General features: G+C 67.1%; 25 protein-coding genes. 14 read left to right on the top strand and 11 right to left on the bottom strand.

What is annotated here, in order from left to right; genetic code table 11:
* Positions 1 to 55: 55 nt before the first annotated feature.
* The gene (gene aroC / locus AR540_RS07395; RefSeq protein WP_059227431.1) at positions 56 to 1,147 is read right to left on the bottom strand and encodes a chorismate synthase; all 1,092 of its coding nucleotides are present in this window, start codon (positions 1,145 to 1,147) and stop codon (positions 56 to 58) included.
* Between the two features lie 134 nt (positions 1,148 to 1,281).
* Between aroC and AR540_RS07390 the strand changes: the two genes are divergently transcribed.
* The 13 genes from AR540_RS07390 (at position 1,282) to AR540_RS07330 (ending at position 16,006) form a co-directional block, all read left to right on the top strand.
* The gene (locus AR540_RS07390; protein ID WP_059227429.1) at positions 1,282 to 2,250 is read left to right on the top strand and encodes an alpha/beta hydrolase; all 969 of its coding nucleotides are present in this window, start codon (positions 1,282 to 1,284) and stop codon (positions 2,248 to 2,250) included.
* 43 nt (positions 2,251 to 2,293) lie between these two features.
* The gene (locus tag AR540_RS07385) at positions 2,294 to 3,073 is read left to right on the top strand and encodes a hypothetical protein (protein ID WP_059227427.1); all 780 of its coding nucleotides are present in this window, start codon (positions 2,294 to 2,296) and stop codon (positions 3,071 to 3,073) included.
* A 139-nt stretch (positions 3,074 to 3,212) separates the two neighbouring features.
* Entirely contained in the window at positions 3,213 to 5,585 is a 2,373-nt protein-coding gene (locus tag AR540_RS07380) for a penicillin acylase family protein (protein ID WP_059227425.1), read from the top strand.
* Positions 5,586 to 5,785: 200 nt separating this feature from the next.
* Positions 5,786 to 6,982, top strand: coding sequence for a CmpA/NrtA family ABC transporter substrate-binding protein (locus AR540_RS07375; RefSeq protein ID WP_059227423.1), 1,197 nt, complete (start codon positions 5,786 to 5,788; stop codon positions 6,980 to 6,982).
* Positions 6,983 to 6,993: 11 nt separating this feature from the next.
* Positions 6,994 to 7,566 (top strand): ANTAR domain-containing response regulator, encoded by a 573-nt coding sequence (locus tag AR540_RS07370; protein WP_059227421.1) that lies wholly within the window; start codon positions 6,994 to 6,996, stop codon positions 7,564 to 7,566.
* 68 nt (positions 7,567 to 7,634) lie between these two features.
* A complete protein-coding gene (locus AR540_RS07365; RefSeq protein ID WP_059227419.1) occupies positions 7,635 to 8,879 on the top strand; it encodes an acid phosphatase in 1,245 nt (414 codons plus the stop codon).
* A gap of 275 nt (positions 8,880 to 9,154) precedes the next feature.
* Positions 9,155 to 10,288, top strand: coding sequence for a methyl-accepting chemotaxis protein (locus AR540_RS07360; protein WP_082706933.1), 1,134 nt, complete (start codon positions 9,155 to 9,157; stop codon positions 10,286 to 10,288).
* Positions 10,285 to 11,007, top strand: coding sequence for a hypothetical protein (locus AR540_RS07355; RefSeq protein ID WP_153014182.1), 723 nt, complete (start codon positions 10,285 to 10,287; stop codon positions 11,005 to 11,007). The genes AR540_RS07360 and AR540_RS07355 overlap by 4 nt, the downstream gene beginning before the upstream one ends.
* Positions 11,008 to 11,081: 74 nt before the next feature.
* Positions 11,082 to 12,323, top strand: a complete 1,242-nt coding sequence (gene alaC, locus AR540_RS07350) for an alanine transaminase (RefSeq protein WP_059227413.1) — start codon at positions 11,082 to 11,084, stop codon at positions 12,321 to 12,323.
* 94 nt (positions 12,324 to 12,417) lie between these two features.
* On the top strand, positions 12,418 to 12,612 hold the full coding sequence (locus AR540_RS07345) for a hypothetical protein (protein ID WP_059227411.1): 195 nt from the start codon (positions 12,418 to 12,420) through the stop codon (positions 12,610 to 12,612).
* Entirely contained in the window at positions 12,612 to 13,367 is a 756-nt protein-coding gene (locus tag AR540_RS07340) for a hypothetical protein (protein WP_059227409.1), read from the top strand. The genes AR540_RS07345 and AR540_RS07340 overlap by 1 nt, the downstream gene beginning before the upstream one ends.
* Positions 13,368 to 13,482: 115 nt before the next feature.
* Positions 13,483 to 14,004 (top strand): DUF4142 domain-containing protein, encoded by a 522-nt coding sequence (locus AR540_RS07335; RefSeq protein WP_059227406.1) that lies wholly within the window; start codon positions 13,483 to 13,485, stop codon positions 14,002 to 14,004.
* A 790-nt stretch (positions 14,005 to 14,794) separates the two neighbouring features.
* A complete protein-coding gene (locus tag AR540_RS07330) occupies positions 14,795 to 16,006 on the top strand; it encodes an MFS transporter (RefSeq protein ID WP_059227404.1) in 1,212 nt (403 codons plus the stop codon).
* A 40-nt stretch (positions 16,007 to 16,046) separates the two neighbouring features.
* Here the strand turns inward: AR540_RS07330 and AR540_RS07325 are convergent, their stop codons facing one another.
* The 6 genes from AR540_RS07325 to AR540_RS07300 are packed head-to-tail and all read right to left on the bottom strand — an operon-like array spanning position 16,047 to position 23,457.
* Complete coding sequence (locus tag AR540_RS07325; RefSeq protein ID WP_082706932.1) at positions 16,047 to 16,616, bottom strand: GNAT family N-acetyltransferase; 570 nt, start codon at positions 16,614 to 16,616, stop codon at positions 16,047 to 16,049.
* On the bottom strand, positions 16,613 to 17,149 hold the full coding sequence (locus tag AR540_RS07320; protein ID WP_059227402.1) for a GNAT family N-acetyltransferase: 537 nt from the start codon (positions 17,147 to 17,149) through the stop codon (positions 16,613 to 16,615). Before AR540_RS07320 ends, AR540_RS07325 begins: the two co-directional genes overlap by 4 nt.
* Positions 17,146 to 18,798 (bottom strand): ABC transporter ATP-binding protein, encoded by a 1,653-nt coding sequence (locus AR540_RS07315; RefSeq protein WP_059227400.1) that lies wholly within the window; start codon positions 18,796 to 18,798, stop codon positions 17,146 to 17,148. Before AR540_RS07315 ends, AR540_RS07320 begins: the two co-directional genes overlap by 4 nt.
* A complete protein-coding gene (locus AR540_RS07310) occupies positions 18,795 to 20,252 on the bottom strand; it encodes an ABC transporter permease (protein WP_059227398.1) in 1,458 nt (485 codons plus the stop codon). Before AR540_RS07310 ends, AR540_RS07315 begins: the two co-directional genes overlap by 4 nt.
* 5 nt (positions 20,253 to 20,257) lie before the next feature.
* Positions 20,258 to 21,235: an ABC transporter permease gene (locus tag AR540_RS07305; protein WP_059227396.1), complete on the bottom strand. Its 978-nt coding sequence runs from the start codon at positions 21,233 to 21,235 to the stop codon at positions 20,258 to 20,260.
* Entirely contained in the window at positions 21,232 to 23,457 is a 2,226-nt protein-coding gene (locus tag AR540_RS07300) for an ABC transporter substrate-binding protein (protein ID WP_059227394.1), read from the bottom strand. Before AR540_RS07300 ends, AR540_RS07305 begins: the two co-directional genes overlap by 4 nt.
* Before the next feature lie 88 nt (positions 23,458 to 23,545).
* Here AR540_RS07300 and AR540_RS07295 point away from each other — a divergent pair, with 88 nt between their 5' ends.
* On the top strand, positions 23,546 to 24,052 hold the full coding sequence (locus AR540_RS07295; RefSeq protein ID WP_059227392.1) for a cupin domain-containing protein: 507 nt from the start codon (positions 23,546 to 23,548) through the stop codon (positions 24,050 to 24,052).
* 125 nt (positions 24,053 to 24,177) lie between these two features.
* On the opposite strand, the gene AR540_RS07290 is transcribed toward AR540_RS07295, so the two are convergent.
* The 4 genes from AR540_RS07290 to AR540_RS07280 all read right to left on the bottom strand — a co-directional run bounded on the left by AR540_RS07290 (position 24,178) and on the right by AR540_RS07280 (position 25,763).
* Positions 24,178 to 24,624, bottom strand: coding sequence for an Hsp20 family protein (locus tag AR540_RS07290; RefSeq protein ID WP_059227389.1), 447 nt, complete (start codon positions 24,622 to 24,624; stop codon positions 24,178 to 24,180).
* 129 nt (positions 24,625 to 24,753) lie between these two features.
* Positions 24,754 to 24,912 carry a hypothetical protein gene (locus AR540_RS25705; protein WP_177339195.1) on the bottom strand — a complete coding sequence of 53 codons (159 nt, stop codon included), beginning with the start codon at positions 24,910 to 24,912 and terminating at the stop codon, positions 24,754 to 24,756.
* Positions 24,909 to 25,493, bottom strand: coding sequence for an alpha-ketoglutarate-dependent dioxygenase AlkB family protein (locus AR540_RS07285; protein WP_059227388.1), 585 nt, complete (start codon positions 25,491 to 25,493; stop codon positions 24,909 to 24,911). The genes AR540_RS25705 and AR540_RS07285 overlap by 4 nt, the downstream gene beginning before the upstream one ends.
* 3 nt (positions 25,494 to 25,496) lie before the next feature.
* Positions 25,497 to 25,763: a hypothetical protein gene (locus tag AR540_RS07280; RefSeq protein ID WP_059227385.1), complete on the bottom strand. Its 267-nt coding sequence runs from the start codon at positions 25,761 to 25,763 to the stop codon at positions 25,497 to 25,499.
* Between the last annotated feature and the right edge of the window lie 92 nt (positions 25,764 to 25,855).

Below are 25,855 nucleotides of genomic sequence, written 5' to 3'. Positions count from 1 at the left end.
CTGCAGGCATTTTCAACGACGTTTGGCCGACGCGCAGCTGATCATGGACAGATGCTCAGAGCTGGGGCAGGACGGGCGTCTTGACCCGCACCTCGGCGTTCTGCGCGCGGTGACGCAGCAAGTGATCCATCAGCACCAGGGCCATCATGGCCTCGGCGATGGGCGTGGCGCGGATGCCCACGCAAGGATCGTGGCGGCCCTTGGTGATGACATCGACGGCATTGCCGTGCACGTCGATGGAGCGGCCCGGGGTGGTGATACTGGAGGTAGCCTTGAGTGCCAGGTGGGCGACCAGGGGCTGGCCGGAGGAGATACCGCCCAGTACGCCGCCGGCATTGTTGGTCAGGAAACCTTCCGGGGTCAGTTCGTCGCGGTGCTCGGTGCCGCGCTGGGCGACACTGGCGAAGCCGGCACCGATCTCCACGCCCTTCACGGCGTTGATGCTCATCAGCGCATAGGCCAGTTCGGCATCGAGGCGGTCGAAGATCGGCTCGCCCAGGCCCGGCGGCACGCCGTCGGCAACCACGCTGATGCGCGCACCTACCGAATCCTGGTCGCGGCGCAGCTGGTCCATGTAGGCCTCAAGCTCCGGCACCTTGCTGGGATCGGGGCTGAAGAAGGCATTCTCTTCCACGCTATCCCAGGTCTTGAAGGGGATCTCGATGGGGCCCAGCTGGCTCATGTAGCCGCGTACCTTGATCCCCTGAGTCTTGAGATACTTCTTGGCGATGGCGCCGGCGGCCACGCGCATGGCGGTCTCCCGCGCCGAGCTGCGACCGCCGCCGCGGTAGTCGCGCAGGCCGTACTTGTGGTGGTAGGCGTAGTCGGCGTGGGCCGGGCGGAACAGGTCCTTGATCGCCGAGTAGTCCTTGGACTTCTGGTCGGTGTTGCGGATCAGCAGGCCGATGGGGGTACCGGTGGTGGTGCCTTCGAAGACCCCGGAAAGGATCTCCACCTCGTCCGCTTCCTGGCGCTGGGTGGTGTGGCGGCTGGTACCGGGCTTGCGCCGGTCCAGGTCACGCTGCAGGTCGGCGGTGTCCAGCGGCAGTCCGGGGGGGCAACCATCGACGATGGCGACCAGCGCCGGACCATGGCTCTCGCCGGCGGTGGTGACGGTGAACAGCGTGCCGAAGGTATTGCCGGACATGCGAGGGCTCCGCGCTACGGATGAAAGGTATGGATGCAAATTGATTGGGCGATTTTACACGAGTCGTTGTCTTTTAAACGGATTGTGTGCGGGATAGGCCCCACACGCCCTGCTCTTCCGGTGCTCTCGTCCTCATGCGTCTGCTGTTTTCCATCCTGCTGAGTTTCGCCCTTCCCTCCCTCGCCAAGGCGGCCGATCCGGTGCTGTACCGTCCTATCCAGCTCGATACCGGCAGCGGCGTGCTCCAGGGCAGCCTGATCCTGCCGCGCAGCGAGCGGCCGCAACCTGTGGTGCTGTTCGTCTCCGGTTCGGGGCCTACCGACCGCGACGGCAATGGCCCCGGCGCCCGCAACGCCGCCCTGCAGCGGCTGGCCGAGGCGCTGGGCAAGCGACGCATCGCCAGCGTGCGCTTCGACAAGCGTGGCGTCGCCGCCAGCCGCGGGGCCGAGCCGGACGAAAGCCATCTCAGCGTGGAGCGCTATGTCGCCGACCTGGTCGCCTGGATCAGGTTGCTCGAGGCCGATCCACGCTTTTCCCGGGTGATCCTGCTCGGCCACAGCGAGGGCGCCCTGATCGCCAGTCTCGCTGCCGACCAGATACCGGTCGCCGGAGTGGTCACCCTGGCCGGCAGCGGGCGCCCCATCGACGTGGTACTGCGCGACCAACTGGCCGGCAAGCTGTCGCCCGCCGCCCTGGCCAGCGCCCAGTGGATCATCGACCAGTTGCTGCGCGGCACCCCGGTGCCCGAGGTGCCGCGCGAGCTGCTGGTGCTGCTGCGTCCCAGCGTGCAGCCCTACCTGATCTCATTGTTCCGCCAACATCCGGCCAGGGCCTTCGCGGCCATCCGGGCGCCGGCGTTGATCGTCCAGGGCACCCATGACGTCCAGGTGGACGTCGAGGATGCCCAGGCGCTCAAGCGCGCCAAGCCGGACGCCGAACTGGCCATCATCCCCGGCATGAATCACGTCCTGCGTATCGCTCCGGCGGGCTTCCGGGCGCAGTTGCCCACCTACGACGATCCCGACCGACCGCTGGCCCGTGAACTCATCGAACGGGTAGCCCACTTCGTCGAACGCTCAGGTTCCGCAGCCACCGGCCGATAAGCCGGCAAAGGCGCCCAGAAGGCGCGCTACCTGGAGCCTGCCTGTGGAAGCCCCCGAACCAGAAACCCCGGCCGTCGAGGCCGCTCCCCAAGAGCCCCATCCCTGGGCCACCTTGGCGCCCGAGCGCTTCCAGCTGCTGCGGCTGATGCCCTTGCCGGTGGATCGGCGGGTCGGCCCCCGCCCCCTGCGCTTCGTGCAACTCGGCCAGGTGGAGCGCCATGGCGTGGACGAGAGCCTGCTGCGACTGACGGTGCAGATTCCCGGGCAACTGCTGCACCGGGAAGTGAATGTCTTGGAAGTCTGGGTCGATCACCGGCTCGGCGAGATCCGCCTCGGCCCGGAACGCGGCCTGCAGATCGAACCCGAGGAGCGCGGCCTGGGTCGTTTCCTGCTCGCTCGGGCGGCGGCCTGGGCCAAGCCGCGCTGGGGCCACTACGGCGTGCACGACCTGCCGTTGGCACGCCGCGATGCCCTCGACGAAGAGAGCCGCACGCGCCGTGATCACGTTCTCACCAGCCAGGGCTTCGTCGTCGAGGCCGCGGAAGACGACGAGCGCCAGTCGCTCTGCCGGGCCGCCCGGGTCAGCCAATTGCGCGAGGACTGGAATACCGACAAGGTGCAGCTGCTGTCGCTGCTGGACGGCGCCACCCTGCTGGAGCAATGCGACCGGGTGATCGACGAGCGCGACGCCAGCCTGCGCCAGCTGGAGGATCGCATCGCCCTCTATCGCCGCGATGACGTCTCCCTGAGATTCGCCATCGGCTGCCTGGCGGTGTTCTGCCTGTTCCAGGCCGCCCTGCTGATCTGGATGGCATTGCGCTGAGCGCGCCCCAGGTTGGCCGGGCAAGCACGTTCATCGAGCCGGCCATAGCTACCGACCAGCGTCGGCGGACTTGCCCCCGACGTGGACCCTGCTAACGTAGCGCACCCTTGGTATCCACCCACCGGAGTGCCCGCTCTTCATGGTCTCGTCCCTTCGTCTTCGCCAGCGCGCCCCTCTGCGCCTCGCCACCCTCGGGCTGCTGGTCTCCCTCGCCGGCTGCCAGTATTTCGCCGAGGAATCGCCGACCCGTGGCCAGCCGCAACTCAAGGGTAGCCTGCCGCTGCGCGGCCTGGCGCAGACCGCCTCGGTGCGGCGCAATGCCGAAGGCCAGCCGCTGATCGAGACCACCACCTTCCACGACGCCCTGTTCGCCTTGGGCTACGTCCACGCCAGCGAGCGCCTGGCGCAGATGATCGAGCTGCGGTTGCTGGCCCAGGGCCGGCTGGCCGAGGCCTATGGCGACAGCCGGCTGGATACCGACCGCTTCATGCGTGCCGTGGACCTGCGCAAGGCGGCCCAGGTGGCCTATGCCAACGCCTCGCCGCGGTTGAAGACCTTCTTCGAGGTCTATGCCCGCGGCGTCAATGCCTATCTCTACCGGGCCGGCGAGCGGGTCGAACTGGGCGGGCACGACTATCGCGCCGAATACTGGAAACCCGAAGACAGCGCCCTGCTCTTCGAACTGCTGAACTTCGCCCAGGCCGTGGACCTGCGCAAGGAAACCGCGGCCCTGGCCCTGGCGGCCCAGGTCGGCCCCGAGCGCCTGGCCTGGCTGCTGCCCACCTACCCCGACGAACCCCTGCCCGAGGAAGAGACCGCCAAGCTGCGCGGCCTGAATCTGCGTGGCCAGGTCCCCGGTCTCGTTGCCCTACTGGACGTCCAGCGTCAGCTCGCCCAGCTCGCCCCCTTCGGCGGCCCCACCGGCACCGCCTGGGCGGCGACGCCCGGCCATACCCGTAGCGGCCGCAGCCTGCTGGGCGTGGACAAGGTCAGCGCCTTCAATGGCCAGTCGCCCTTCACCCTGGTGACCCTGCGCGCGCCGCGCTTCGAGGCGGTGGGTACCACCCTGCCCGGCCTGCCGCTGCTGCTGGATGGCTACAACGGCAAGCTGGCCTGGGGCGCTGCCACCCTGATGGGCGATAGCCAGGACCTCTACCTGGAACGCCTGCAACGCCAGGGCGGGCGCCTGCAGGTACAGAGCAACGGCCAGTGGCAGCCCGCCAGCGAGCGGGTGGAAACCTTCTTCATCCGCGGCGAGAAGCCGCGCCGGGAAACCCTCTACAGCAGTCCACGCGGCCCGTTGCTCAACCTCGCACTGGCGCCGGACGCCAATGGCTATGGCCTGGCCCTGCGCAGCAGTCGCCTGGAAGCCGACAAGAGCCTGGATGCCCTCTTCGACCTCTCGCGCGCCAAGGACGTCGAACGCGCCTTCGAACTGGCACGGGACCTGCGCGCCAGCGACTGGAACCTGGTGTTCGCCGATGCCGAGCACATCGGCTGGCAGGTGACCGGTCGCTACCCCAACCGGCGCAGCGGCCTCGGCCTGCTGCCTTCGCCCGGCTGGGATGAACGCTATGCCTGGGACGGCTACGCCGACCCCATGCTGCACCCCTACGACCAGGACCCTGCCCAAGGCTGGCTCGGCACCGCCAACAACCGGGTGGTGCCGCGTGGCTACGGTATGCAGCTGTCCAGCAGTTGGGCCGGCCCCGAGCGCCAGGAGCGCCTGGCGCAACTGGCCGGTCGCTCCGCACGCCTGGATTCCCGCGACGCCATGGCGCTGCAGCAGGACCAGACCACCACCCTGGCCGCCAAACTCAAGACACAACTCGGCGCCCCCGGCTTCGCCGCGCCACTGCGCCAGGCCATCGCCGCCCTGCCCGCCGACCAGCGTCGCGCGGCGGAAGAAGCCCTGAGCCGCCTGCTGGCCTTCGATGGTCGCCTGGCAGCCAGCTCGGCCGACGCGACGATCTACGAAACCTTCCTCCAGGTCCTGGCCGAGCAGACCTTCGCCAAGGCACTCGGGGGGACCGACAGCCCGGCCTGGCACGCCTTCACCACGCTGAGCGATACCGGCTACAACCCCGTCGTCGACCACCTGCTGGCCCGGGACGACAGTCCCTACTGGGGCGATGGCCCCCAGGCGGGCAAGCCCGCCGTCTTCGCCCGCGCGCTGGCCGCCACCATCGACCGCTGCGTGGCGCAGCTGGGCAGCGACCGTGCCGCCTGGCAGTGGGGTCGCCTGCATCGCTTGGCCGGTGCCGCCTCCGGCGGCGATGCGTCCACCCTGGACCTGACCGCCAGCCATTGGGGCGGCGACCAGCAGGCCTGGCTGGCGCCGGCCCTGCGCCTGGTAGTGGATTTCGGCCTGACCGAACCACTGCAGGCGAGCCAAGCCGGCACAACGGGCAACGGCTGGAGCAAGGGGCAGTACCAGAGTCTGCCGCTGCAGCCACAGAACCTCGAGCGGGTCTATGGCCGCGACCGGCTGCTGTTGCTTCCACAGCGGTGAAGACCGGTGATGGACCCGCGCCACGTCGCGGGTTCATCACTTCGCAGCGGACACTGGGCGAGACGACCGCTGCAAGACCTGGATAGCGCCCTCGTGGGGACCGCGCCTCTCACACAAGGCTTGACGCTGCCCGCGTGCCTGTCACCACAATGATCCACGAAAGGTCGCGTGAAGCCCCCAAGACAGCCGCCGGAGACCCCATGCCCGCCTCGTCCCCTTCTTCCGCCGCTCACCTCTGGGTCGCCGGTTCGGATGCCCCGGAGAAGCCCGAACTCAACCTGGGCTTCCTGCCGCTGAGCGACGCCGCCTCGCTGATCGTCGCCGCCACCCAGGGCTTCGGCGAACCCCACGGCCTGACCCTGCACCTGCACCGCCAGCCGTCCTGGTCCGCCCTGAGAGACAACCTGCTCGGCGGCCGCCTGGATGCCGCCCATAGCCTCTACGGCCTGGTGTATGGCATCCAGCTGGGCCTGGGCGGCGCTCCGGCGACCGACATGGCGGTGCTGATGGGCCTGGCGCAGAACGGCCAGAGCATCAACCTCGCCCGTAGCCTGGCGCTGGCGGGTGTACGGGACATCGCCTCCTTCGTCGCCCGTGTCCGCGACCCCCGCGCCCAGCCGCTGACACTGGCGCACACCTTCCCCACCGGCACCCACATCTTCTGGCTCTATTACTGGCTGGCCGCGCAAGGCATTCACCCCCTGCGCGACGTGCGCACCGTGCTGGTGCCGCCGCCGCAGATGCCCGAGCACCTGGCCGCCGGCCGGGTGGATGGCTACTGCGTGGGCGAACCCTGGGGGGCGGCTGCGGTGGCTGGTGAACAGGGCTTCACCCTGACCACCTCCCAGGCCATCTGGCCGGACCATCCGGAAAAGGTGCTGACCTGCACCCGCGCCTTCACCGAGCGCTATCCCAATACCGCCCGGGCGCTGATCCGTACCCTGCTCGATGCCAGCCGCTTCATCGAGGAAAACCCGGAGAACCGTGCCAGCACCGCCCAGCTCATCAGCGGCGCGGCCTACGTGAACGCCGAGCCGGCGCTGGTGGCCGAGCGCTTTCTCGGCCGCTATCAGGATGGCTTGGATCACCAATGGGAGGACGCCCACCCCCTGGCCTTCCATCGGCACGGCGCGGTCAACCCACCCTATCTCTCCGACGGCCTCTGGTTCCTCACCCAATTCCGTCGCTGGGGCCTGCTGCGCGAAGAGCCGGACTACCTGGCCATCGCCGAGGCGGTGCAGTGCACCGCGCTGTATCGTGACGCAGCCACCAGCCTGGGCCTGGAAGTGCCGGCCACCCGGCGCCACAGCGTCCTGCTCGATGGCCGCGCCTGGGACGGCAGCGATCCGGCCGGCTACGCCCGCAGCTTCGACCTCCACGCCCTCGCCGACCAATAGGGAGAACGACCTTGCGCATCCTGCTCATCGACGATACCCCCAAGAAGGTCGGGCGACTGAAGACCGCACTGATCGAAGCCGGCTTCGACGTCATCGAGGAGTCCGGCCTGACCATCGACCTGCCGGCGCGCATCGAGGCCTTGCGGCCGGACGTCATCCTGTTCGACACCCAATCCCCCGGCCGCGACGTCATGGAGCAGGTCTGCCTGGTCACCCGCGACCAGCCCCGGCCCATCGTCATGTTCACCGACGAGCACGATCCCCAGGTGATGCGCCGGGCCATCCAGTCCGGGGTGAGCGCCTACATCGTCGAAGGCATCCAGACCAGTCGCCTGCAAGCCATCATCGACGTGGCCCGTGCCCGTTTCGAGACCGACCAGGCTCTGCGCGCCGAACTCCAGGCTCGTGAGCAGCAGTTGCTGGAGCGCAAGAAGATCGACCAGGCCAAGGGCTTGCTGATGAAGATGCGCGGCTGCAGCGAGGACGAGGCCTACACCCTGATGCGCCGCCAGGCCATGAGCAAGCAGCAGAAGCTGATCCAGGTCGCCGACCAGATCATCGCCATGAGCGAATTGCTGGGCTGACACACCCTGTAACATTCTGGCAATCAGCGCCAAGGAAACTGGAGCAAAGCCTCACGGAGAGCGCTAGCATGCGCCTTGTCATCCTCACCCTTGCCGCTGGGCTGCTGCTCGCACCCCTGGCTCAGGCGGCCAGCACCCAACCCCAGGCCTTCCTCACCAGCCTGGAGCAGGCGGGCAAGACCGGGGCCTTCGCCCAGTTGCAACAGCGCCAGCGGGAATTGCTGGTGCAGCGACTGCGCCGAGCCGCCCAGCCCTTCGACCAGCAGGGCATCGATCACGTCCGCCAGGGCGTGCCCCTGGCCGACGACACCTGGCTGAGCGCCCAGGGCTACGACTTCGCCAAGGAGCAATTGCAACAGGCCGACATCCAGCTACTGGAGGGCTTCCGCACGCTGCCGCAGAGCCTGCTGACGGCCAGCACCGCCACCGTCGCCCGTATCAACCACGGCGCCTCGCCGGCACTGCAGGATCGCGCGGTGCTCGACGCCGACGGCATCGCCTTCCTCTACTACCTGGCCGATGCCCTGGGGCCGCGCCTGGGCCAGGCCTTTCTCGACGCCTACGAACGGGGCGATCTGGGCAAGGCGGTGGCGTTGATCAAGGCCTCGGAGGTGAGCACCGCGCCAGCCAAGAAGTACTTCGATTACCCACGGCCCTTCTTGCTGCCGGAAAAACCGGTGGCACTGGTGGCGGATCGTGTGGTGGTGGGCGATGGCAAGCCCTATACGGCCTCGGCGGGTGCCTTCCCCAGCGGCCATAGCACCGTAGGCTACACCGATACCCTGCTGCTCGCCGCCATGCTGCCCGAGCGGGCCCCGGCGCTGATTGCCCGCGGTGCCGGCTACGGCTATTCGCGGCAGGTGCTCGGGGTGCACTATCCGCTGGACGTCATCGGCGGACGCATGATCGCCCAGTACAACGTCGCCCACTACCTGGCCGACCCGGCCTACCGCCGCCTGTTCGACGAGGCGCGCGAGCAACTGCGCACGGCGCTGACCAGGGCCTGCGGTGTGGCGCTGGCCGAGTGCGCCAAGGCCGCTGGTGTCGACCAGGACCCCTGGAACGATCAGGCGGCCTTCGCCTTCAACCACTACACCCTGGCCTACGGCCTACCCGCCGCCGCTGCCGCCACCCAGCCGATCCAGGTCCCCGAAAACGCCACGGTCATGGCCGTGGCCATGACCCCGGGACTCGACGCCACCACCGCGCAAAAACGCCTGGCCAAGCCCCATGACGTCGCCGAACTCGGCCTGGCCCCGGCCCATGAGCAATGGCAGCGCCTGGATCTGCTGTCGGCCATCCATAAGCCCTGACCAGACCGTGTACGCCTCCGCCAGGGATGCCCGGGGCGAGACAGCCGCAACCCCTGGTCATCCAACGCTGCTCCAACCCCGAGCAAGCGGCGGTGCAGAGCGCTCCAAGGCAGGCCAAGCCGATCGAGCCTGGTGCAGCGGTAGCCGACGTCGATAGCCAGGCGCCATGACTGACGTGACTCCGGGGCCTTGGCAAAGGTATTGCTTGGCATGACCGGCACGGACAGCCACTCCAGCGTGGCCGCTCTTGGATACCGCCGCTAGTTGGAGTCGTCATGGCCGCATCGTCTTTCGCTAACGCTCCGCGCTCCACCATCGCGCCTCTTCCTCCTACCGCACGCTCAGCCATGGGACTCAGCCTGGGAGGCGGTGTCCTGCTGGCAATCCTGGCCACCGTGCTGGCGGCCAACGACCAGGTCTTCGCCGCCATCGGCAGCCTCGGCCTGTTGCTGTTGCTGGCCTGGCGCGGCCAGCTGGCGTTGAACCAGCGCTACCGCCAACAGCGCTTCTGGCACGCCGAACTCGCCCGGTTGCTCGAGACTCCAGCCGACCTTGATCCCGCCGCCCTGCTGGTGGCAGCGGCCGAACGGCTGGAGCATAGCGAACGCATTCGCAGCGAAACGGACTTCGCCGGCCAGGCCCTGGGACGGCTGAGCGAGCAATCCCGTCGCCAGGGCGACGAACAGGAGCGCGGCATCGCCATGATCGCCGCAGCGGCGGAGGAAATCGAACGCACCCTGGCCAGCATTCGCGCCCTAGCCGACGCCGCTGGCGAGGCCTTCGCCGACAACCATGAGCAGAGCCTCGTCGGCCACGCCAGCGCCGGTCAATTGGGTGACGGCATGGCCTCCATCCGCCACAGCCTGGACGCTACCTCCACCACGGTGAACACCCTGCTCGGCGGTACCCAGCACGTGGAGCAGGCCGTGGTCGCCATCCAGCAATTGGCGCAACAGACCCAGCTGCTGGCATTGAACGCCTCCATCGAAGCGGCCCGAGCCGGCGAACGGGGTCGGGGGTTCGCCGTGGTCGCCGACGAGGTGCGTCATCTCGCCCAGGCCACCGATCGGGCGACCCGCAGCATCACCGACGTCACCGTCACCATCGTGGCGGCGATCCGCCAGGTCGCCTGCCAGGTCGGCGAGCACGACGATCTGCTCGGCCGACAGCAGCGTCGCTGCGCCAGTCTGGCCAGCGAGCTGGACGCCATCGCCCAGCGCAGCCAGCGTAACCTCGAACAGCTCGACCAGATGCGCCGGGCACTGACCGAGCATGGCCAGGCCAACCACGCCCTGAGCGAACAACTGCACCAGTTGCATCTCGGCGCCCAGGCCTACGCCGAACAGCGCGAGGCCCTGCATGGCCTCACCGCCTATTTGCGCAACCTGACCGGGGGCGTACGGCCATGACAATGCTGACCACCCTGATCACCGCCGCCAGTCTGTCCGCCGGACTGGTGTTCGGCTGGAACCGGCTCGAACGCCGCCGCGACCAGGACGCCAGCCAGGCACTGATCCTGCGCCTGCAGGTGGGCCTGGACCTGCTACAGGGCGTCCAGCAGCACCGCGGACTGGGCGGCCAGGACAGCCGCGAGGCGCAGGAGCGCCGTGCTGCCCTGCAACGGCGGCTTAAGCCGCTGTGGCATCAGTGGGGCGACGCCGACCAGTACCGGCGCTGGCAGGAGGTATGCCAGACGCCGACCGACCTGGAAGCCCACTGCCAGTTGATCGAACGGCTGCTGCAACGCTGGCGACTGCTGGAGTTGCACCTGAGATCACTGCATCCGACCCGCCCTTCCCTGGTGGAGCGTTGCCAGGCCATCGAGAACCTGGGATTGATCCGCGGCCTGGGCGTGCGGGCGGCCCGTCATCCGCGCTGCCCCCTGGAGCTCCAGATTCGCCTGAAATATCTCTGCGAACAGTTGCACAGCGGCCAGGTGGAGCCCGCGCTGGCCCAGGCCTTGGAACGGCTGCGCCAGGAATTGCTCGATACGCCCCAGGTCAGCCTCGGCCCGGAAGCCTGCTTCGCCCTGTTCACGCCTCTGATCGATGCGCGGCTGGAGGCTTTGCGGCCCCTGGTGCAACTCGACATGACAAAAGTCTCGACAAGCGCAGCGGCCTGCGGCTAATGTCCCGGGCAGGTCACCTCCTGTGACCCACGTCGCTCGGACGGTTCCGGGCGCTTACGTACTCCGAGGAACGCATGACTGACTCCAGTCCCGTGCGCCGCTTTGCGCGCATCGATCGCCTGCCCCCCTACGTCTTCAACATCACCGCCGAACTCAAGATGGCCGCGCGCCGGCGCGGTGAGGACATCATCGACCTGTCCATGGGCAACCCGGACGGTGCCACTCCCCCGCACATCGTCGAGAAACTCTGCCAGGTGGCCCAGCGCGAGGACACCCACGGCTATTCCAGCTCCAAGGGCATCCCGCGGTTGAGGCGCGCCATCTCCCACTGGTACCGCGACCGCTACCAGGTGGAGATCGATGCCGACAGCGAAGCCATCGTCACCATCGGCTCCAAGGAAGGCCTGGCGCACCTGATGCTGGCTACCCTGGATGCCGGCGACACCGTGCTGGTGCCCAACCCGAGCTATCCGATCCACATCTACGGCGCGGTGATCGCTGGCGCCCAGGTACGTTCGGTGCCCCTGGTGCAGGGCATGGACTTCTTCGCCGAGCTGGAAAGAGCCATCCGCGAAAGCATTCCCAAGCCGAAGATGATGATCCTCGGCTTCCCCTCCAACCCCACCGCCCAATGCGTGGAGCTGGACTTCTTCGAGCGCGTGGTGGAACTGGCCAAGCGCTACAACGTGCTGGTGGTGCATGATCTGGCCTACGCCGACATCGTCTTCGACGGCTGGCAGGCGCCCTCCATCATGCAGGTGCCAGGCGCCAAGGACATCGCGGTGGAGTTCTTCACCCTGTCCAAGAGCTACAACATGGCCGGCTGGCGGATCGGCTTCATGGTCGGCAATCCCGAACTGGTCGCCGCCCTGGCGCGGATCAAGAGCTACCACGACTACGGCACCTTCACGCCGCTGCAGGTGGCGGCCATCGCTGCCCTGGAGGGCGACCAGCAGTGCGTGCGCGATATCGCCCAGCAGTACCAGCAGCGCCGCGACGTCCTGGTGCGCGGCCTGCACGAAGCCGGCTGGATGGTGGAGAATCCCAAGGCCTCCATGTACGTCTGGGCCAAGATTCCCGAGCCCTATGCCCACCTGGGCTCGCTGGAATTCGCCAAGAAGCTGCTGGCCGAGGCCAAGGTCTGTGTCTCGCCGGGGTTGGGCTTCGGCGACTACGGCGACGATCATGTGAGATTCGCCCTGATCGAGAACCAGGACCGCATCCGCCAGGCCGTGCGCGGCATCAAGCAGATGTTCCGCGCCGATGGCCTGCTGCCCAAGGCTGCGACCCGTAAAGCCAGCAACGAATCGGTCTGACACCCCGCCGCGTCGTCGACCGGCGGCGCGGCGAATTCTTGTCAGCCAGGGTGTTCCACGCTATAAGCGCTTAGAGCACCCTCAGGACAACACCATGCTGAAAGGCCTGTTCAACCTGCTCAAATCGCCCTCCGCGGACGAGCTCAAGTTGGCCGCGAGCATCAACAACACCTACAAATCCATGCGTGTCGTCGGTCGCGGTACCGTGCGCATCGATCCGGCGGAAGTCTTCGACTCCCCCGAGTTCAAGGAAGACCTGGCCCGCGCCCGGCGCCTCATCGAAGTCTGATGTTCCTGCTGCTGCTCCTGCCGATCCTGGTCAGCGGCTTCCTCGTGTGTCACAAGCATCCGCTCTATTTCTATCGCCTGCATCGCTACGAGGGCCAGTACCTCTATCTGCAGAGCGCGCGCTTCGGTCTGTTCTGCACCCTGCTCGCCGTTGGCCTGCATCTGGGCATCGCGCAACTGCTGCAAGAACGCAGCTGGTCGCTGGGCGGCTGGCGCTTCTCGCTCGATTATTTCGCCGGCCTGGCCGAACTCCTGCGCCGTACCGGCACCCTGGACGATTCGCTGCAAGCCGCCTGGATCCTGCTGGTGACGGTGACCGCCCTGCTGATTCCCGGCGCCTGGGCGGCGTTGGCGCGTTTCACCATCAAGCGCAAGTACGGCCTGAGCGAAGACAATTACCGCACCTTCATCCTCGCCGGCATCCTCAAGGACAGCCCGCTGGACGACCTGCTGATGACCGCGTCCATCAACAAGGAGACGCTGATGCTGACCCTGGAAGAGCGCAAGGTGTACGTCGGCCGCATCACCACCCTGGGCGAGCCAAGCGAAACGGAAGGTGCCGACCAGGACGTCTGCATCAAGCCGATCATGAGTGGCTACCGCGACAAGGACAAACTCTGGGTGACCTTCACCACCCATTACGCGGACAAGGGCAAGGACATCTACCTGACCCTGAAACAGAGCCAGATCGTCTCGGCGACGCGCTTCGACTTCGACGCCTATGAGGCGTTTCGCTCAAGCGTAAGCCGCGCCTGACGTGGCTTGCAGGAATTTTAAAGGGGAACGTATGACTTTTTAGGCAGGTCCCATCTGTAGGGCGGACACCGTCAGGTGGCGCCTTCCCTACTGCCTAGAAATCAGGAGCACCCCCATGACGCCCATGCTGAAGAAAGCTTCCAGCCTGTCCCTCGCCATCCTGCTGGCCGCCGGTGCCGGTCTGGCCCAGGCCGCCGACAAGCTGTCGCCGGCGCAATTCGTCGACGACGCCTCGGCCAAGGGGATCGCCGAAATCGAAGCGGGCAAGCTGGCCCTGGAAAAGAGTCAATCCCAGGACATCAAGACCTTCGCCCGGCAGATGATCGATGACCACACCAAGGCCAACGAGCAACTGAAGAGCCTGGCCCAGCAGAAGAAGCTGGAGGTCTCCAGCGACGCCGAGCTGATGGACAAGGCCAAGGCCATGATCCTGCAGGTGCGCGACGACTCCTTCGACCGCTCCTACGCCAACAACCAGGTCGTAGCTCATGAAAAAACTATCGAGATCTTCCGCACCGAAGCCCAGACCGGCAAAGATGCCGAACTGAAGGCCTTCGCCGAGAAGACCCTACCGGCACTGGAGCATCACCTGCAGGAAGCCAAGGCGCTGCAGACCAAGTACGCCAAGAAGGAGTAGTGGTAGCGGTAGCGACAGGGGCCGCTATAGGAGTAACTGTTTTATCGCCTAAGCCAGCGACGACGAGCATCCGCTCGAAGCGCCTCCTCTCCCTTCGGGAGAGGGCTTGGGTGAGTGAAACCCTCGCGGCGAGTTTCCCGTGGAAAAGGCTGCGCCGTTTTCCACACGACGGTCCAGCAAGACCGCAACGATCGTGATTGGGCGCTTTCTGAAAGGCCCTTATCGCGGCCTTGGGTCGCTCCTACCGATCTTGACCCTATCCGTAGGAGCAACTGTCTTATCGCTGTGGGGATACCTCACGTAGCGTGGAAAACGGCGCAGCCTTTTCCACTGGAGACTTGGTAGCGAGGAGGCCCTCATCCCAACCCTCTCCCGAGGGGAGAGGGTCTATCCGAGCAGGCGTTCAGTTTCATCAGCCGCGGCAAAGATCACTTAAATCGGCGTACCTCTTCCTGTAGGAGCGGCCCATGGCCGCGATCATAAACGCATCGGCGGAGCGCCGTTGCCGCGCTCGACTGGTCTCAGCCGCCGATTCAGGAGGCGCCAATAGGGGGCGGCTTCATGCTCGGTTGCCCAATCCTTGTGCAAGGCATCGCCTGGAATAGCCTGCTCCGTTGTCGCAGACCCTGGCCGGAACCGGGCTTCGTCGACTTGGCGTCGCTCTTGCAAAGCATCCGGTAGCGGTGGCCAACGGCGGTCACCCCAACCGACAAAGGCGTCAGTTCACCTCCCGGCAACGGGGCGGGTGACTGGCGCCTTTTTCATGCCTGCGATGTGCCCGAGGTGCCCCATGAGTCCCAGTTTCTGGAAAGCCGGCCATGCGCCGACCCTGTTCGCCGCCTTCCTCTACTTCGACCTGAGTTTCATGGTCTGGTACGTGCTCGGCCCGATGGCGGTGCAGATCGCCACCGACCTGCAGCTGACCACCCAGCAGCGCAGCATGATGGTGGCCACGCCCATCCTGGCCGGCGCCGTACTGCGGCTGATCCTCGGCTTCGTCGCCGATCGGCTGTCACCCAAGACCGCCGGCATCATCGGCCAGGTCGTGGTGATCCTGGCCCTCCTGGTGGCCTGGCAACTCGGCGTGCACAGCTACGAGCAGTCACTGCTGCTGGGTCTGTTCCTCGGTTTCGCTGGTGCCTCCTTCGCCGTGGCCCTGCCGCTGGCGTCCCAATGGTATCCGCCGCAGCATCAGGGCAAGGCCCTGGGCATCGCCGGTGCCGGCAACTCCGGCACGGTGTTCGCCGCCCTCTTCGCCCCGGCCCTGGCCAAGGCCTTTGGCTGGACCAATGTGTTCGGCTTCGCCCTGGTACCGCTGGTGCTGACCCTGGCGATCTTCGTGCTCTGCGCCCGCAATGCCCCGGAGCGGCCGGCACCCAAGACCCTGGGTGACTACGCCCGCGCCCTGGGTGATCGCGACAGCTGGTGGTTCATGTTCTTCTACAGCGTGACCTTCGGCGGCTTCCTGGGCCTGGCCAGCACCCTGCCCGGCTACTTCCACGACCAGTACGGCCTCGATCCGGTGGTGGCCGGCTACTACACCGCGGCCTGTGTCTTCGGCGGCAGCCTGATGCGGCCTTTGGGCGGTGCCCTGGCCGACCGTATCGGCGGCATCCGCGCCCTGCTCGGCATGTATACCGTGGCGGCCATCTGCATCGCCGCGGTGGGCTTCCACCTGCCCAGCGCCATGGCCGCGCTGGCCCTGTTCGTGGTCGCCATGCTCAGCCTGGGGGCCGGCAACGGCTCGGTGTTCCAGCTCGTACCGCAGCGCTTCCGCAAGGAAATCGGCGTCATGACCGGCCTGATCGGCATGGCGGGCGGTATCGGCGGTTTCGCCCTCACCGCCGGCCTGGGCGCGGTCAAGCAGGCCACCGGTGACTACCAGCTCGGCCTCTGGCTGTTCGCCGCTCTGGGTATCCTCGCCTGGTTCGGCCTGCTCAGCGTCAAGCGCCGCTGGCGCACCACCTGGGGCTCGGCTGCCGTCACCGCCGCGCGAGTTTAAATCTGAGGGAAATCCGGCGGCCAGGTGCCGCCGGTTTCGTTCAGGAAGCGGGACGTACGTAGCTGGTCAGCACGTGATCCCGCCAGACGCCATCGATTTCCAGGTAACGGCGCGCCAGCCCCTCGCGCTCGAAGCCAAGGCTCGTTAGCAGATGGGCACTGCGGGCGTTCTCCGGCAAGTGGTTGGCCATGATGCGATTCAGGCCAAGTTGGTCGATGACAAAGTCCCGCCCCAGCCGTACCGCGTTGCGCATCAGCCCCAGCCCCTGCCAGGTCTCGTCCAGGCCGTAGCCCAGGTAGCAGGCCTGGAAGCCACCGCGCACGATCTGGCTGAAGTTCACCGTGCCTATAACCAGTGGCCCGGCCCGCAGGACCAGGCGCAATTCGCTCAGCCCCGGTCCACCCGCGCGATAGGCCGCCCCCTGTCCCTGCCATTGCGCCAGGGTGTAGAAGGCCTCGGAGCGCCGGGGCATCGATTGCGCCAGGTGCCGGCGATTGCGCCGGTAGTAGTCGGCCACGGCAGCGGGATCGGCCAGGGTCAGGTCGAGCAGTTCCACCGCCTCGGTCACGGCGAAGCGCGGGGGATACTGCAGGGGCACGCTCAGGCTCATCGCGGGGTGTCCGGTGGAAGTTCGTAGACCCAGGTCGCGCAACGTCCGCCCTCGGGGCTCTCGCGATCATCTTGCACTATCCGCACCCGCCGAAACCCGACCCGCTCAGCCAGCCGTTGGCTGGGAGCATTGGCGGCCGAGGTAGTGAGATAGAGGCCCGCCGGGCCGCGCTGTTCGACGAAATGCCGCAGCGCAGCGGTCATGAAGCCCTGCCCGGCATGCAGGCTGTGCATCCAGTAGCCGATCTCGTAGCGCCGGCCGCCATCCAGGGGCGTGAGGCCCAGGCAGCCGAGCAACTCCTCGCCACGGACCAGGAAGTAACGTTTCTCGCCCTGGGCGAGGGTGAAGGCACCACGGGCGGCGAGCAGGCTGTCGCGGGCCTGGGCGACGGTGGTCTGTTCACGGGCCCAGCCGAGGAAGCGGCGGTGTTCGGCGTAGCTCCAGTTCAGCGCCTCGGCGAAGGCTGCGGCCAGGCGGGGCTGGGGCCAGACCAGGTCGAAATCGGCCAGGGCGATGCGTGGCGGAAAGTTCAAGGTGTGGTCCCGGCAGCGAGCCGCGGCACGGCGGCCAGCAGGCGCTGGGTCATGGCATGGCGCGGCGCGTGCAGCACCTGCTCGGCGCTGGCCAATTCGACGATACGGCCGCCGTCCATTACCGCGATGCGGTCGGCCAGGTATTCGACGACACCGAAGTTGTGGGTGATGAACAGATAAGCCAGGCCCATTTCCGCCTGGAGTTCGCGCAAGAGATCGAGGATCTGTGCCTGTACCGAGACGTCCAGCGCCGAGGTGGGCTCGTCACAGACCAGCACCCGGGGTTCGACGATCAGCGCCCGGGCGATGGCGATACGCTGGCGCTGGCCGCCGGAGAATTCGTGGGGGAAGCGCTGCAGGGTGTCACCCGGCAGCCCGACCCGCTCCACCAGGGCGGCGGCGCGGCGCTGACGCTCGTTAGCGTCCAGCTCCGGGCGCAGGGCCAGCAGCCCCTGCTCCAGGGTGGCGCCGATGCGCATGCGCGGATCGAGGGAAGCGAAGGGGTCCTGGAAGACGATCTGGATTTGCCGCCGCAGCCGTTGCAGGTTGCGGCGATCGGCGCCGAGCAGATCTTCACCACCCAGTTGCGCCCTGCCACGGATACGCGGGCCATCCAGCAGACGTAGCAGCGCCTTGCCGGTGGTGGTCTTGCCGCAGCCGGATTCGCCCAGCAGCGCCAGGGTCTCGCCGGCGTGCAGGTCGAAGGTCACGCCGTCCACTGCCTTGATCCAGTCGCGGGTCCGCCCCCAGGCGCCACGGCGGATCGGGTAGTGCACCGCCAGCTCGCGCACCTCCAGCAGCCGCTCGCCCAGCCGCCGCGCGGGCAAGGCGCGCGGCGTACCGGCCAGGGTCTGGTCGCGCTTGGCGAAGGTAGGAATGGCGGCGAACAGTTCGCGGGCATAGGGATGCCGGGGCGCCTGGAAGAATTCCGCCGCCGGGGCGCTCTCGACGATCTCGCCATGACGCATCAGGGCCACATGATGAGCGACCTGGCGCACCACTGCGAGATCATGGGTGATCAGCAAGATGGCCATGCCCAGCTCGCGCTGGATGTCAGCCAGCAGCGTCAGGATCTGCGCCTGGACGGTGACGTCCAGCGCCGTGGTGGGCTCGTCGGCGATCAGCAGGTCGGGCTCAGCGGCCAGCGCCAGGGCGATCATGACGCGCTGCTTCTGGCCGCCGGAGAACTGGAAGGGATAGTCGTCGATGCGCCGCTCCGGCTCGGGGATACCGACCCGGCGCAGCCACTCCACCACCTTGGCACGAGCGGCAGCACCGCGCAGCGCGGTGTGGGCGCGCAACGTCTCCTCGATCTGCTCGCCGATACGCATCACCGGATTCAGGCTGGTGGCGGGTTCCTGGAAGATGGTGCCGATGCGCCCACCGCGCAGTTCGCGCAGGCGGCGCTCCGGCAGGCGGTGCAGGTCGGTACCGGCCAGTAGCGCGGCGCCCCGGGTAATGCCCAGCGACGGGGGCAGCAGGCGCAGCAGCGAAAGCGCCGTGACGCTCTTGCCGCTGCCAGATTCGCCCACCAGGGCGAAGGTCTCCCCTTGGGCGATTGCCAGGGCCAGTCCCTTGACCGCCTGGCGGGTGCCCTCCTCGCCATCGACCAGGATCTCCAGGTCGCGAATCTCCAGCACCGGGTTCATGGCTGCACCTCCCCCTGCCCAGGACGGCGTCGGAGCCAGGCCGAGCGCAAGCGGCGACTGCGCGGATCGAAGGCGTCGCGTACCGCATCGGCGAACAGATTGGCCGCCAGCACCAGGGCCAGCATGAAGGCGAAGGCGCTGAACAGGTTCCACCAGATCATGGGGGTGCGGGACATCTCGGTGCGGGCATCGTTGATCATGGAGCCGAAGGAATTCATGGTCGGGTCGACGCCGATGCCCAGGTAGGACAGCACCGCCTCGTAGAGCACCAGGCTGGAGAATTCCAGGGTCAGGGTGATGAGCACCAGGTAGAAGACGTTGGGCAGCAGGTGCCGGCGCAGGATGTTGAAGTGGGAGACCCCGAAGGCCCGCGCCGCCTGGACGTATTCCAGCTCGCGCAACTTGAGCGCCTCGGCGCGCAGCAGGCGGCAGAGGCCGGCCCAGCCAGTGAGGCCAAGGATCAGGCAGAGCATGAACAGCCGCAGGTCGGCCCGCGCCGCGCCGGTGTCGAACAGCTCGGGGTGGCGGTCGATGAACACCTGCATCATCAGCACGCAGGCGGCCACCAGCAGCACCCCGGGGATGGAGGCCTGGGTGGTGTAGAGATAGGTGATGACGTCATCCACCCGCCCCTTGAAATAGCCGGCGGCCAGACCGAAGCCGATGGCCGGCGGCAGCATGGCCAGGGTGGTCAGGCTGCCGATGACGAAGGCGGTACGGATGCTCTTGAGCGACTGGTAGAGGACATCGTTACCGGTGCTGTCGGTACCCAGCACGTGGTAACCACTGGCCAGGCCGATCACGCTGCCGGCCGTCAGGCAGACGCCCAGCCAGGTCAGCAGGATGGCCCGCCAGGGCATGGCGGTATGGCCGCGCAGGATGAGTCCACTACGCGCGGCGAAGCTGCCCCCCTCGCGCAACCGCGCCGCCGCCAGGGCAGCGGTCGCCAGGGCCAGAGCCAGACCACCGAGCAGCCCGAGCGCCAGCCGCCCCAGCACGTCGCCCCGCCATTCCCGCACGGGATCGCCCAGGGTGGTGCCGGCGTGCTTGAGGCGCGGGAAATCGCGCAGGGGCTTGCCGTCGGCGGTGGTGCCCAGGGTTTCCTTGGTGAACTGGTGGGTGGCGAGCGGCGCGGAATAGGTCTTCTCGCGCTGGGTGAGGCTGGTGTCGGCGAGCAGGCCGTCGAGCGCCGAGAGCACCGTGGGTGAATAGACCGGCGCCGTGGCACCGGGCGCGGCCGGCAGTTGCGGGCGATAATGCACCGAATCCAGCAGGGCGATGGCGACGAAGCTGGCCAGTACCACGGCCGCGCTCATCGCTGGCGCATCCTGCAACACCCGGCGCCAACTGGCACGCAAGGCGGGTTGGCGCCGGGCACGCCAGGCATAGACCAGGGTACCGGCCACCAGCAGGTAGAGCGCGAGATCGGTCCAGAGCAAGACGAAGGTCGGCATGGTGGCTACTCGAAACGGACGCGCGGATCGGCGAGGGTATAGGACAGGTCCGCCAGGATCAGCCCGATGATGTAGAGCACCGAGCCAAGGAACACCATGGTGCGGACCACGGCGAAGTCCTGGCCATTGATGGCGTCGATGGTGTAGCTGCCCAGGCCCGGGATGCCGAAGAAGGATTCGGCGATCAGGCTGCCCATGATCAGCAGCGGAATGGCCGAGACCACCCCGGTGAGGATCGGCAGCGCCGCATTACGCAGCACATGGCGCCACAGCACCTGGCGTTCGGCCAGGCCCTTGGCGCGGGCGGTGCGCACATAGTCCTTGCCGATCTCCTCGAGGAACAGCGCGCGATAGAAGCGCGCCTGGCTGCCCAGGCCGGAAATCACCGCCACCAGCACCGGCAGGGCCAGGAAGCGCAGCAGGTTCCAGCCCTCCTCGTACCCCGAGTAGGGCACCAGGCGCAGGATCTTCGCGAACAGCCACTGGCCGGCGATGATGTAGAACAGCGAGGAGATCGACAGCAGCAGCACGCAGAGCACCACGCCCCAGAAGTCCAGGCGGGTGGCGCGGAAGAACACCAGCAGCAGGGCGAAGCCGACGCTGGCGACCAAGCCAAGGACAAAGGTTGGCAGGGCCAGCGCCAGGCTCGGCCCGGCGCGCTCGGCGATCTCCCGGCCGATGTCGCGACCGCTGTCGGAGGTGCCGAAGTCGAACACCAGCAGGCTGGCCGACCGCTCGAAGAAGAGCGTATCGGTGAAACGCTCCATCCCTTCGCGGGTGGCATTGATGAGCAATGGCTTGTCGTAGCCGTGTTCCGCCTTCCAATCCTCGATGGCTTCGGCGGTGACGTACTTGCCGCCGATGGCCAGGCGCGCCATGTCGTCCGGGGTGTTGACGGTGAAGAACAGCACGAAGGTCAGCAGGTTCACGCCGATCAGGATGAGCACGCCATAGGCCAGGCGCCGCAGCAGATAACCGATCATGGCCGCTCCTCCGCTGCCGAATCGCCAAAGGCGGTCTGGCGCTCACGGCGTTTGAGGATGCGCCAGGCCGGCCACACCAGCAGCAGCGCCAGGCCCAGCAGCAGCCACAGCGGCCAGAGCACCGGCTGGTTCCACTCCAGCACCTTGCGCTCGCGCAGGGCCGGGTCCAGGCGCAGGTAGCGCAGCTGGTCGCGCACCATCTGGGTTGGTTTGGCGTTGTAGACCCACTGCTGGTAGGCGCCACCGGAGAGCGGATTCCAACCGAACAGCCAGGGCGCGTCCTGCTGTACGATGGCCACCATGCGCCGGATCAGGGCGACCTTTTGCGGACCGTCGTCGAGGCTCTTCATCTGTTCGAACAGCCGGTCGAACTCAGGATTACTGTAATTGCCGGCATTTTCGCCGCCGTGCTTGGCCTTGCCCTGGGGGCCGTAGAAGAGGAAGAGGAAGTTCTCGGCATCGGGATAGTCCGCATTCCAGCCCCAGAAGAACAGCTGCGCCGCGCCCTTGCGCATCTTGTCCTGGAATCTGTTGTAGTCGGTGCCGCGCAGTTCCAGCTGGATGCCCAGCTTGGCGGTCTGCTGACGCATCCAGTCGAACATGGCGCTGTCGCCACTGCTCTGGGCATCGTACTGCAGGATCAGCGGCCGCCCGCTCTTGGCGTCGCGCCCATCGGGATAGCCCGCTTCGGCGAGCAGTCGCTTGGCGTCCTCGATCGGCCGGCGCTCGGGCTTGCCGTCCACCAGTCTATAGACCACCGGATTGCTGCCCGCCGGCGGCGCCTCGTAGCCCAGCACCCCGGGCGGCAGTGGGCCATTGGCGACCAGGCCGTTGCCGTTGAGGAAGACGGTGATGTAGCTCTCCCAGTCGAAGGCGATGGACAACGCCTGGCGCAGCTTGCGATTGCGTTCCTGCTGCCCGGGCGTGGCGCCCTGCCCCACCACCGGGTCCAGCCAGTTGAAGCCCAGGTACCAGTTGGAGGCCTCCACCGCCGTAGGCAGCTTGAGCCCGCGCTCGCGATAGAGTTCGGCGGAATCGGCCGAGTCGCCGGCACGGGTGCGCAGGGCCACGCCGTATTCGCCGCGTTCGATCTGGGGGGCGTCGTAGTAGCCCTGGATGAACTTGCCCATCAGCGGCACGCCTTCCTTTTCCAGGCTGAACACCGCCCGGTCGATCAGCGGCATGGGCTTGCCGCAGTCGTCCAAGCGTCCCTGTTCGCGATCACCGGGCTCACCCTCGCAGGGATAGGGATCGGCGTGGTAGTTGGGATTGCGCTCCAGCACGTGGCGACGGTTGGGAATGGACTCGGCCAGGCGATAGGGCCCGGTGCCCACCGGCCAGCTGTTGAGGCTGAGATTGTGCTCGGCCATGCCGGGCTGGCTGTAGAAGCGCTCCGCCTCCCAGGGAATGGGCGCGGCGAAGGTCATGGCCAGCCAATAGTTGAACTGGGGGTACTTGCCGATCACCCGCAGCCTCAGGGTGTGGTCGTCCAGCACCTCCACGCCGGGCAGGTCGCCCTGGCGCAGGTCCAGCCAGGGCAGCGGCGCGCCCTTGGGCAGGTTGGCACGCAGAGCCTTGTCGGCGGCGCGCAGGCGGTCGCCGAAGGCCTGCATGCCGACCAGGTGCTCGGCGAAGATGGCGTAGCTGGGCGAGACCAGGCGTGGACTGGCCAGCCGGCGCAGGCCGTAGGCGTAGTCGGCGGCAGTCAGGGCGCGACTGTCGGTCTCGGGGAAGTCGGGAATCCGGTAACGGTCGGCCAGATCCTCGGGCTTGATCGGGAAGTAGCGGTAGTTGCCCTGGGCATCGCGGGCGAAGGCTGGATGAGGGGCGTAGCGGGCGTCCCGGCGGATGGGGATGTCATAGACGCTCTGGGCGATCTGGTCCGCAGGCGCATCGTCCGGCAGCCGCTGGCCCTGGGCGTCCAGGTAATAGGGCGCCACCACTCGCTCGGCGCCGCGGGGGATCAGTTCGTAGGGTCGTTTGAAATAGTGGTAGCCGTAGAGCGGCTCATAGATGTTGTAGGTGAAGTTGGTCTCGTCGCCAGAATAGGAACTGGCCGGATCGAGGTACTTCGGCGAGCGGGTGGTAAAGGCGGTATAGAGAGTATTCTGCCCCTCCGCCCCGGCACGGTACGGGCTGTTGATCGGGGTATCGCTTGGCGAGCAGCCCCCGAGCAGCGCCAGGGTCAGCAGCGCGAGAAATGGTCTGGACAGTCTGGGCATCGCGTTCCTGCACCGATGGATACCTGAGGCGGCAGCAGCCGCCCAAGCGGCTAAGCTTGAGCTATTTTCCCGCGAGGCGCAGCACCCCATGCAATCCCGGAAAGATTTCGACAAGATCGTCCACTGGTCCCGGCTCCAGGCCCCCGACGGCCCCGGCTATCCCGACAGTGACGAACGCTTTTCCCTAGGCGCCGCCTTCGGCCGCCACTTCGGCTTCGCCCGCCTGGGCATCCACCATGAATGGCTGCCACCCGGCCGGCGCACCTCAAGACCCCATGCGGAAGCTACCGAGGACGAATTCATCTACGTGATCTCGGGGCGCCCCACCGCCTGGATCGACGGCCATGCCCATCGACTCAAGCCGGGTGACGGCGTGGGTTTCAAGGCCGGCGACGGCGTCGCCCACACCTTCATCAACGAGACCGACGAGCCGGTGGAATTGCTGGTGGTGGGTGATACGAGTCGTCCGGACAATCGGCTGCACTATCCCCTTCATCCGGCATTCACCGAGAGCCTGGGTGACAAGCAGTGGCGGGACTGTCCAGCGCGGGAACTGGGGCCACATCCAGGACATGCTCCCGAGCTTGAGGAATAGCCCGCCGTAACGGCTTTCGCGGGCAGCCTCCGCGTGGAAAACGCTGTGCGGTTTTCCACCCTACGCCCATAACGAAGAAGCCCCAGCACGGGGCTGGGGCTTCCTTGGGCAGGACGCCTGGACGATCAGTGGTCCAGGGCCGGGCGCTGGCCGGCAATGGCGATGCGCTTGGGCTTGGCTTCTTCCGGGACCACCCGTACCAGCTCGATGCTCAGCAGGCCATGCTTGAGATCGGCGCCCTTCACCTCGATATGGTCGGCGAGGCGGAAGGACAGCTTGAAGGCACGCTGGGCGATGCCCTGGTGCAGGAAGGTCACGCTCTCGGCGCTGTTTTCGCGCCGGCCACCCTTGACGGTGAGTACGCCGCGCTCGACTTCGATTTCCAGGTCATCTTCCTGGAGACCGGCGGCGGCGATCACGATGCGATACTGGTCGTCACCGTGCTTCTCGACGTTATAGGGCGGATAGGAGCTGCCAGCGTCGTTGCGCAGCGCGGATTCGAACAGGTCGTTGAACCGGTCGAAGCCGACGGAATGACGGAACAGCGGGGCCAGGGACAGTACATTGCTCATGGTGAATCTCCTGATAGGTTCAGCAAGTTTCGGTATTGCCTGCGGGACCCGACTTCGGCATCCCGCACGAACCTAGATAGGAATCCTCCAAAAAATTTCAAGGGCAAAACCCGACGAACGGTAGTGCCGCTATTTCTTCTTCGGCTTGCGCTTTTTCTTCCTGGCCGCGGTCAGCGGCAACGCCTGCTCGAAGGCCGAGCGCACCTCCTGCAGGCGGCGCTCCTTGAGGTCGTGGATGCGCTTGCCGCGCTCGGTGGTGAAGTCGATGAGATTGCTGTCGTCGCTCATGTCGCTATCCAGCGAAAGGTGAGATTCAGCCGCAACCCGCTGGCTTTGCGGGTCTTGGCGATCTGGTGCTGCCAATGATGCTGGGTCGCGCCGGCCATGACCAGCAGGCTGCCGTGACCCAGTTCCAGGGAATGGCCGATGCGGCTGGTGCCCTTGCGGCGGAAGTCGAAACGCCGGGCAGCGCCGAGGTTGAGCGAGGCGATCAGCGGATTGGCGCCGAGACTGGCTTCATCATCGCTGTGCCAGCCCATGGAGTCCTGGCCGTCGCGATAGCGATTGAGCAGCACGCCGTTGAAGCCCTGGCCGCAGGCCTCCTCGACTTCCGCGCGGATCTCCTGCAGCAGGGGTGTCCAGGGCAAGGCCGCGTGATCCAGGCCGGCATAGCCGTAGGCCACGCCGGGCTCGGCGTACCAGGCGACCTGTCGCGGCACCGGGTGCCAGCGGTTGAACACCCGCACCTGCGGCTGGCTCCAGGGAGTTTCGGCCTCCAACCGCTGCAGCCAGGCGTCGGCTCGTTCCGGCGGTAGCCACTGCGGGTAGAAGGCCAGCTCGGCATCGTCAAGCTCGGGGATATCGGCCATGGGCTAGACGCGCAGGTCCACCTGGGCGCCCACCTGCTCCGGCTCTTCCAGCGCCTGCGCACGCTCGGCACCGAGCCCCTGGCGCAGGGCTTCGCGCTGCCGGCGCCGCCGACGGGCTTCGCGATCCAGGGTGGCTTCGTCTTCCAGGGGCGCATGAGCCGTCTCGGCCGACGGTTCCACGGGCGCGACCGGGGCCACGGGCGGGCGTACCGGGGCCGGGTCCAGCTGGTTCGGCGGGGTCACGCCGGGCGGTGGAATTATAGGGATCACGACAAGCACCTCGAATTTAGCGAACTGAGAGCCTGTTCAAAATCTGCTGCGCGTCGGCCAAACCGCGTTGAAAATGCCTTCGGAATGCTCAT

Origin of the sequence: Pseudomonas sp. EpS/L25 (assembly GCF_001512295.1) — a bacterium.
In the GTDB taxonomy this organism is placed as follows: domain Bacteria; phylum Pseudomonadota; class Gammaproteobacteria; order Pseudomonadales; family Pseudomonadaceae; genus Chryseomonas.
Note: the sequence above shows the minus strand (reverse complement) of the source record. Positions and strands in the feature narration are given on the sequence as shown.

Bases quoted from the DNA above. Each gene is read 5' to 3' on its own strand.
- aroC (WP_059227431.1), bottom strand. From the start codon at position 1,147: ATGTCCGGCAATACCTTCGGCACGCTGTTCACCGTCACCACCGCCGGC.
- AR540_RS07390 (WP_059227429.1), top strand. From the start codon at position 1,282: ATGCGTCTGCTGTTTTCCATCCTGCTGAGTTTCGCCCTTCCCTCCCTC.
- AR540_RS07380 (WP_059227425.1), top strand. From the start codon at position 3,213: ATGGTCTCGTCCCTTCGTCTTCGCCAGCGCGCCCCTCTGCGCCTCGCC.
- AR540_RS07375 (WP_059227423.1), top strand. From the start codon at position 5,786: ATGCCCGCCTCGTCCCCTTCTTCCGCCGCTCACCTCTGGGTCGCCGGT.
- AR540_RS07365 (WP_059227419.1), top strand. From the start codon at position 7,635: ATGCGCCTTGTCATCCTCACCCTTGCCGCTGGGCTGCTGCTCGCACCC.
- AR540_RS07360 (WP_082706933.1), top strand. From the start codon at position 9,155: ATGGCCGCATCGTCTTTCGCTAACGCTCCGCGCTCCACCATCGCGCCT.
- AR540_RS07355 (WP_153014182.1), top strand. From the start codon at position 10,285: ATGACAATGCTGACCACCCTGATCACCGCCGCCAGTCTGTCCGCCGGA.
- alaC (WP_059227413.1), top strand. From the start codon at position 11,082: ATGACTGACTCCAGTCCCGTGCGCCGCTTTGCGCGCATCGATCGCCTG.
- AR540_RS07345 (WP_059227411.1), top strand. From the start codon at position 12,418: ATGCTGAAAGGCCTGTTCAACCTGCTCAAATCGCCCTCCGCGGACGAG.
- AR540_RS07340 (WP_059227409.1), top strand. From the start codon at position 12,612: ATGTTCCTGCTGCTGCTCCTGCCGATCCTGGTCAGCGGCTTCCTCGTG.
- AR540_RS07335 (WP_059227406.1), top strand. From the start codon at position 13,483: ATGACGCCCATGCTGAAGAAAGCTTCCAGCCTGTCCCTCGCCATCCTG.
- AR540_RS07330 (WP_059227404.1), top strand. From the start codon at position 14,795: ATGAGTCCCAGTTTCTGGAAAGCCGGCCATGCGCCGACCCTGTTCGCC.
- AR540_RS07325 (WP_082706932.1), bottom strand. From the start codon at position 16,616: ATGAGCCTGAGCGTGCCCCTGCAGTATCCCCCGCGCTTCGCCGTGACC.
- AR540_RS07315 (WP_059227400.1), bottom strand. From the start codon at position 18,798: ATGAACCCGGTGCTGGAGATTCGCGACCTGGAGATCCTGGTCGATGGC.
- AR540_RS07310 (WP_059227398.1), bottom strand. From the start codon at position 20,252: ATGCCGACCTTCGTCTTGCTCTGGACCGATCTCGCGCTCTACCTGCTG.
- AR540_RS07305 (WP_059227396.1), bottom strand. From the start codon at position 21,235: ATGATCGGTTATCTGCTGCGGCGCCTGGCCTATGGCGTGCTCATCCTG.
- AR540_RS07300 (WP_059227394.1), bottom strand. From the start codon at position 23,457: ATGCCCAGACTGTCCAGACCATTTCTCGCGCTGCTGACCCTGGCGCTG.
- AR540_RS07295 (WP_059227392.1), top strand. From the start codon at position 23,546: ATGCAATCCCGGAAAGATTTCGACAAGATCGTCCACTGGTCCCGGCTC.
- AR540_RS07290 (WP_059227389.1), bottom strand. From the start codon at position 24,624: ATGAGCAATGTACTGTCCCTGGCCCCGCTGTTCCGTCATTCCGTCGGC.
- AR540_RS25705 (WP_177339195.1), bottom strand. From the start codon at position 24,912: ATGAGCGACGACAGCAATCTCATCGACTTCACCACCGAGCGCGGCAAG.
- AR540_RS07285 (WP_059227388.1), bottom strand. From the start codon at position 25,493: ATGGCCGATATCCCCGAGCTTGACGATGCCGAGCTGGCCTTCTACCCG.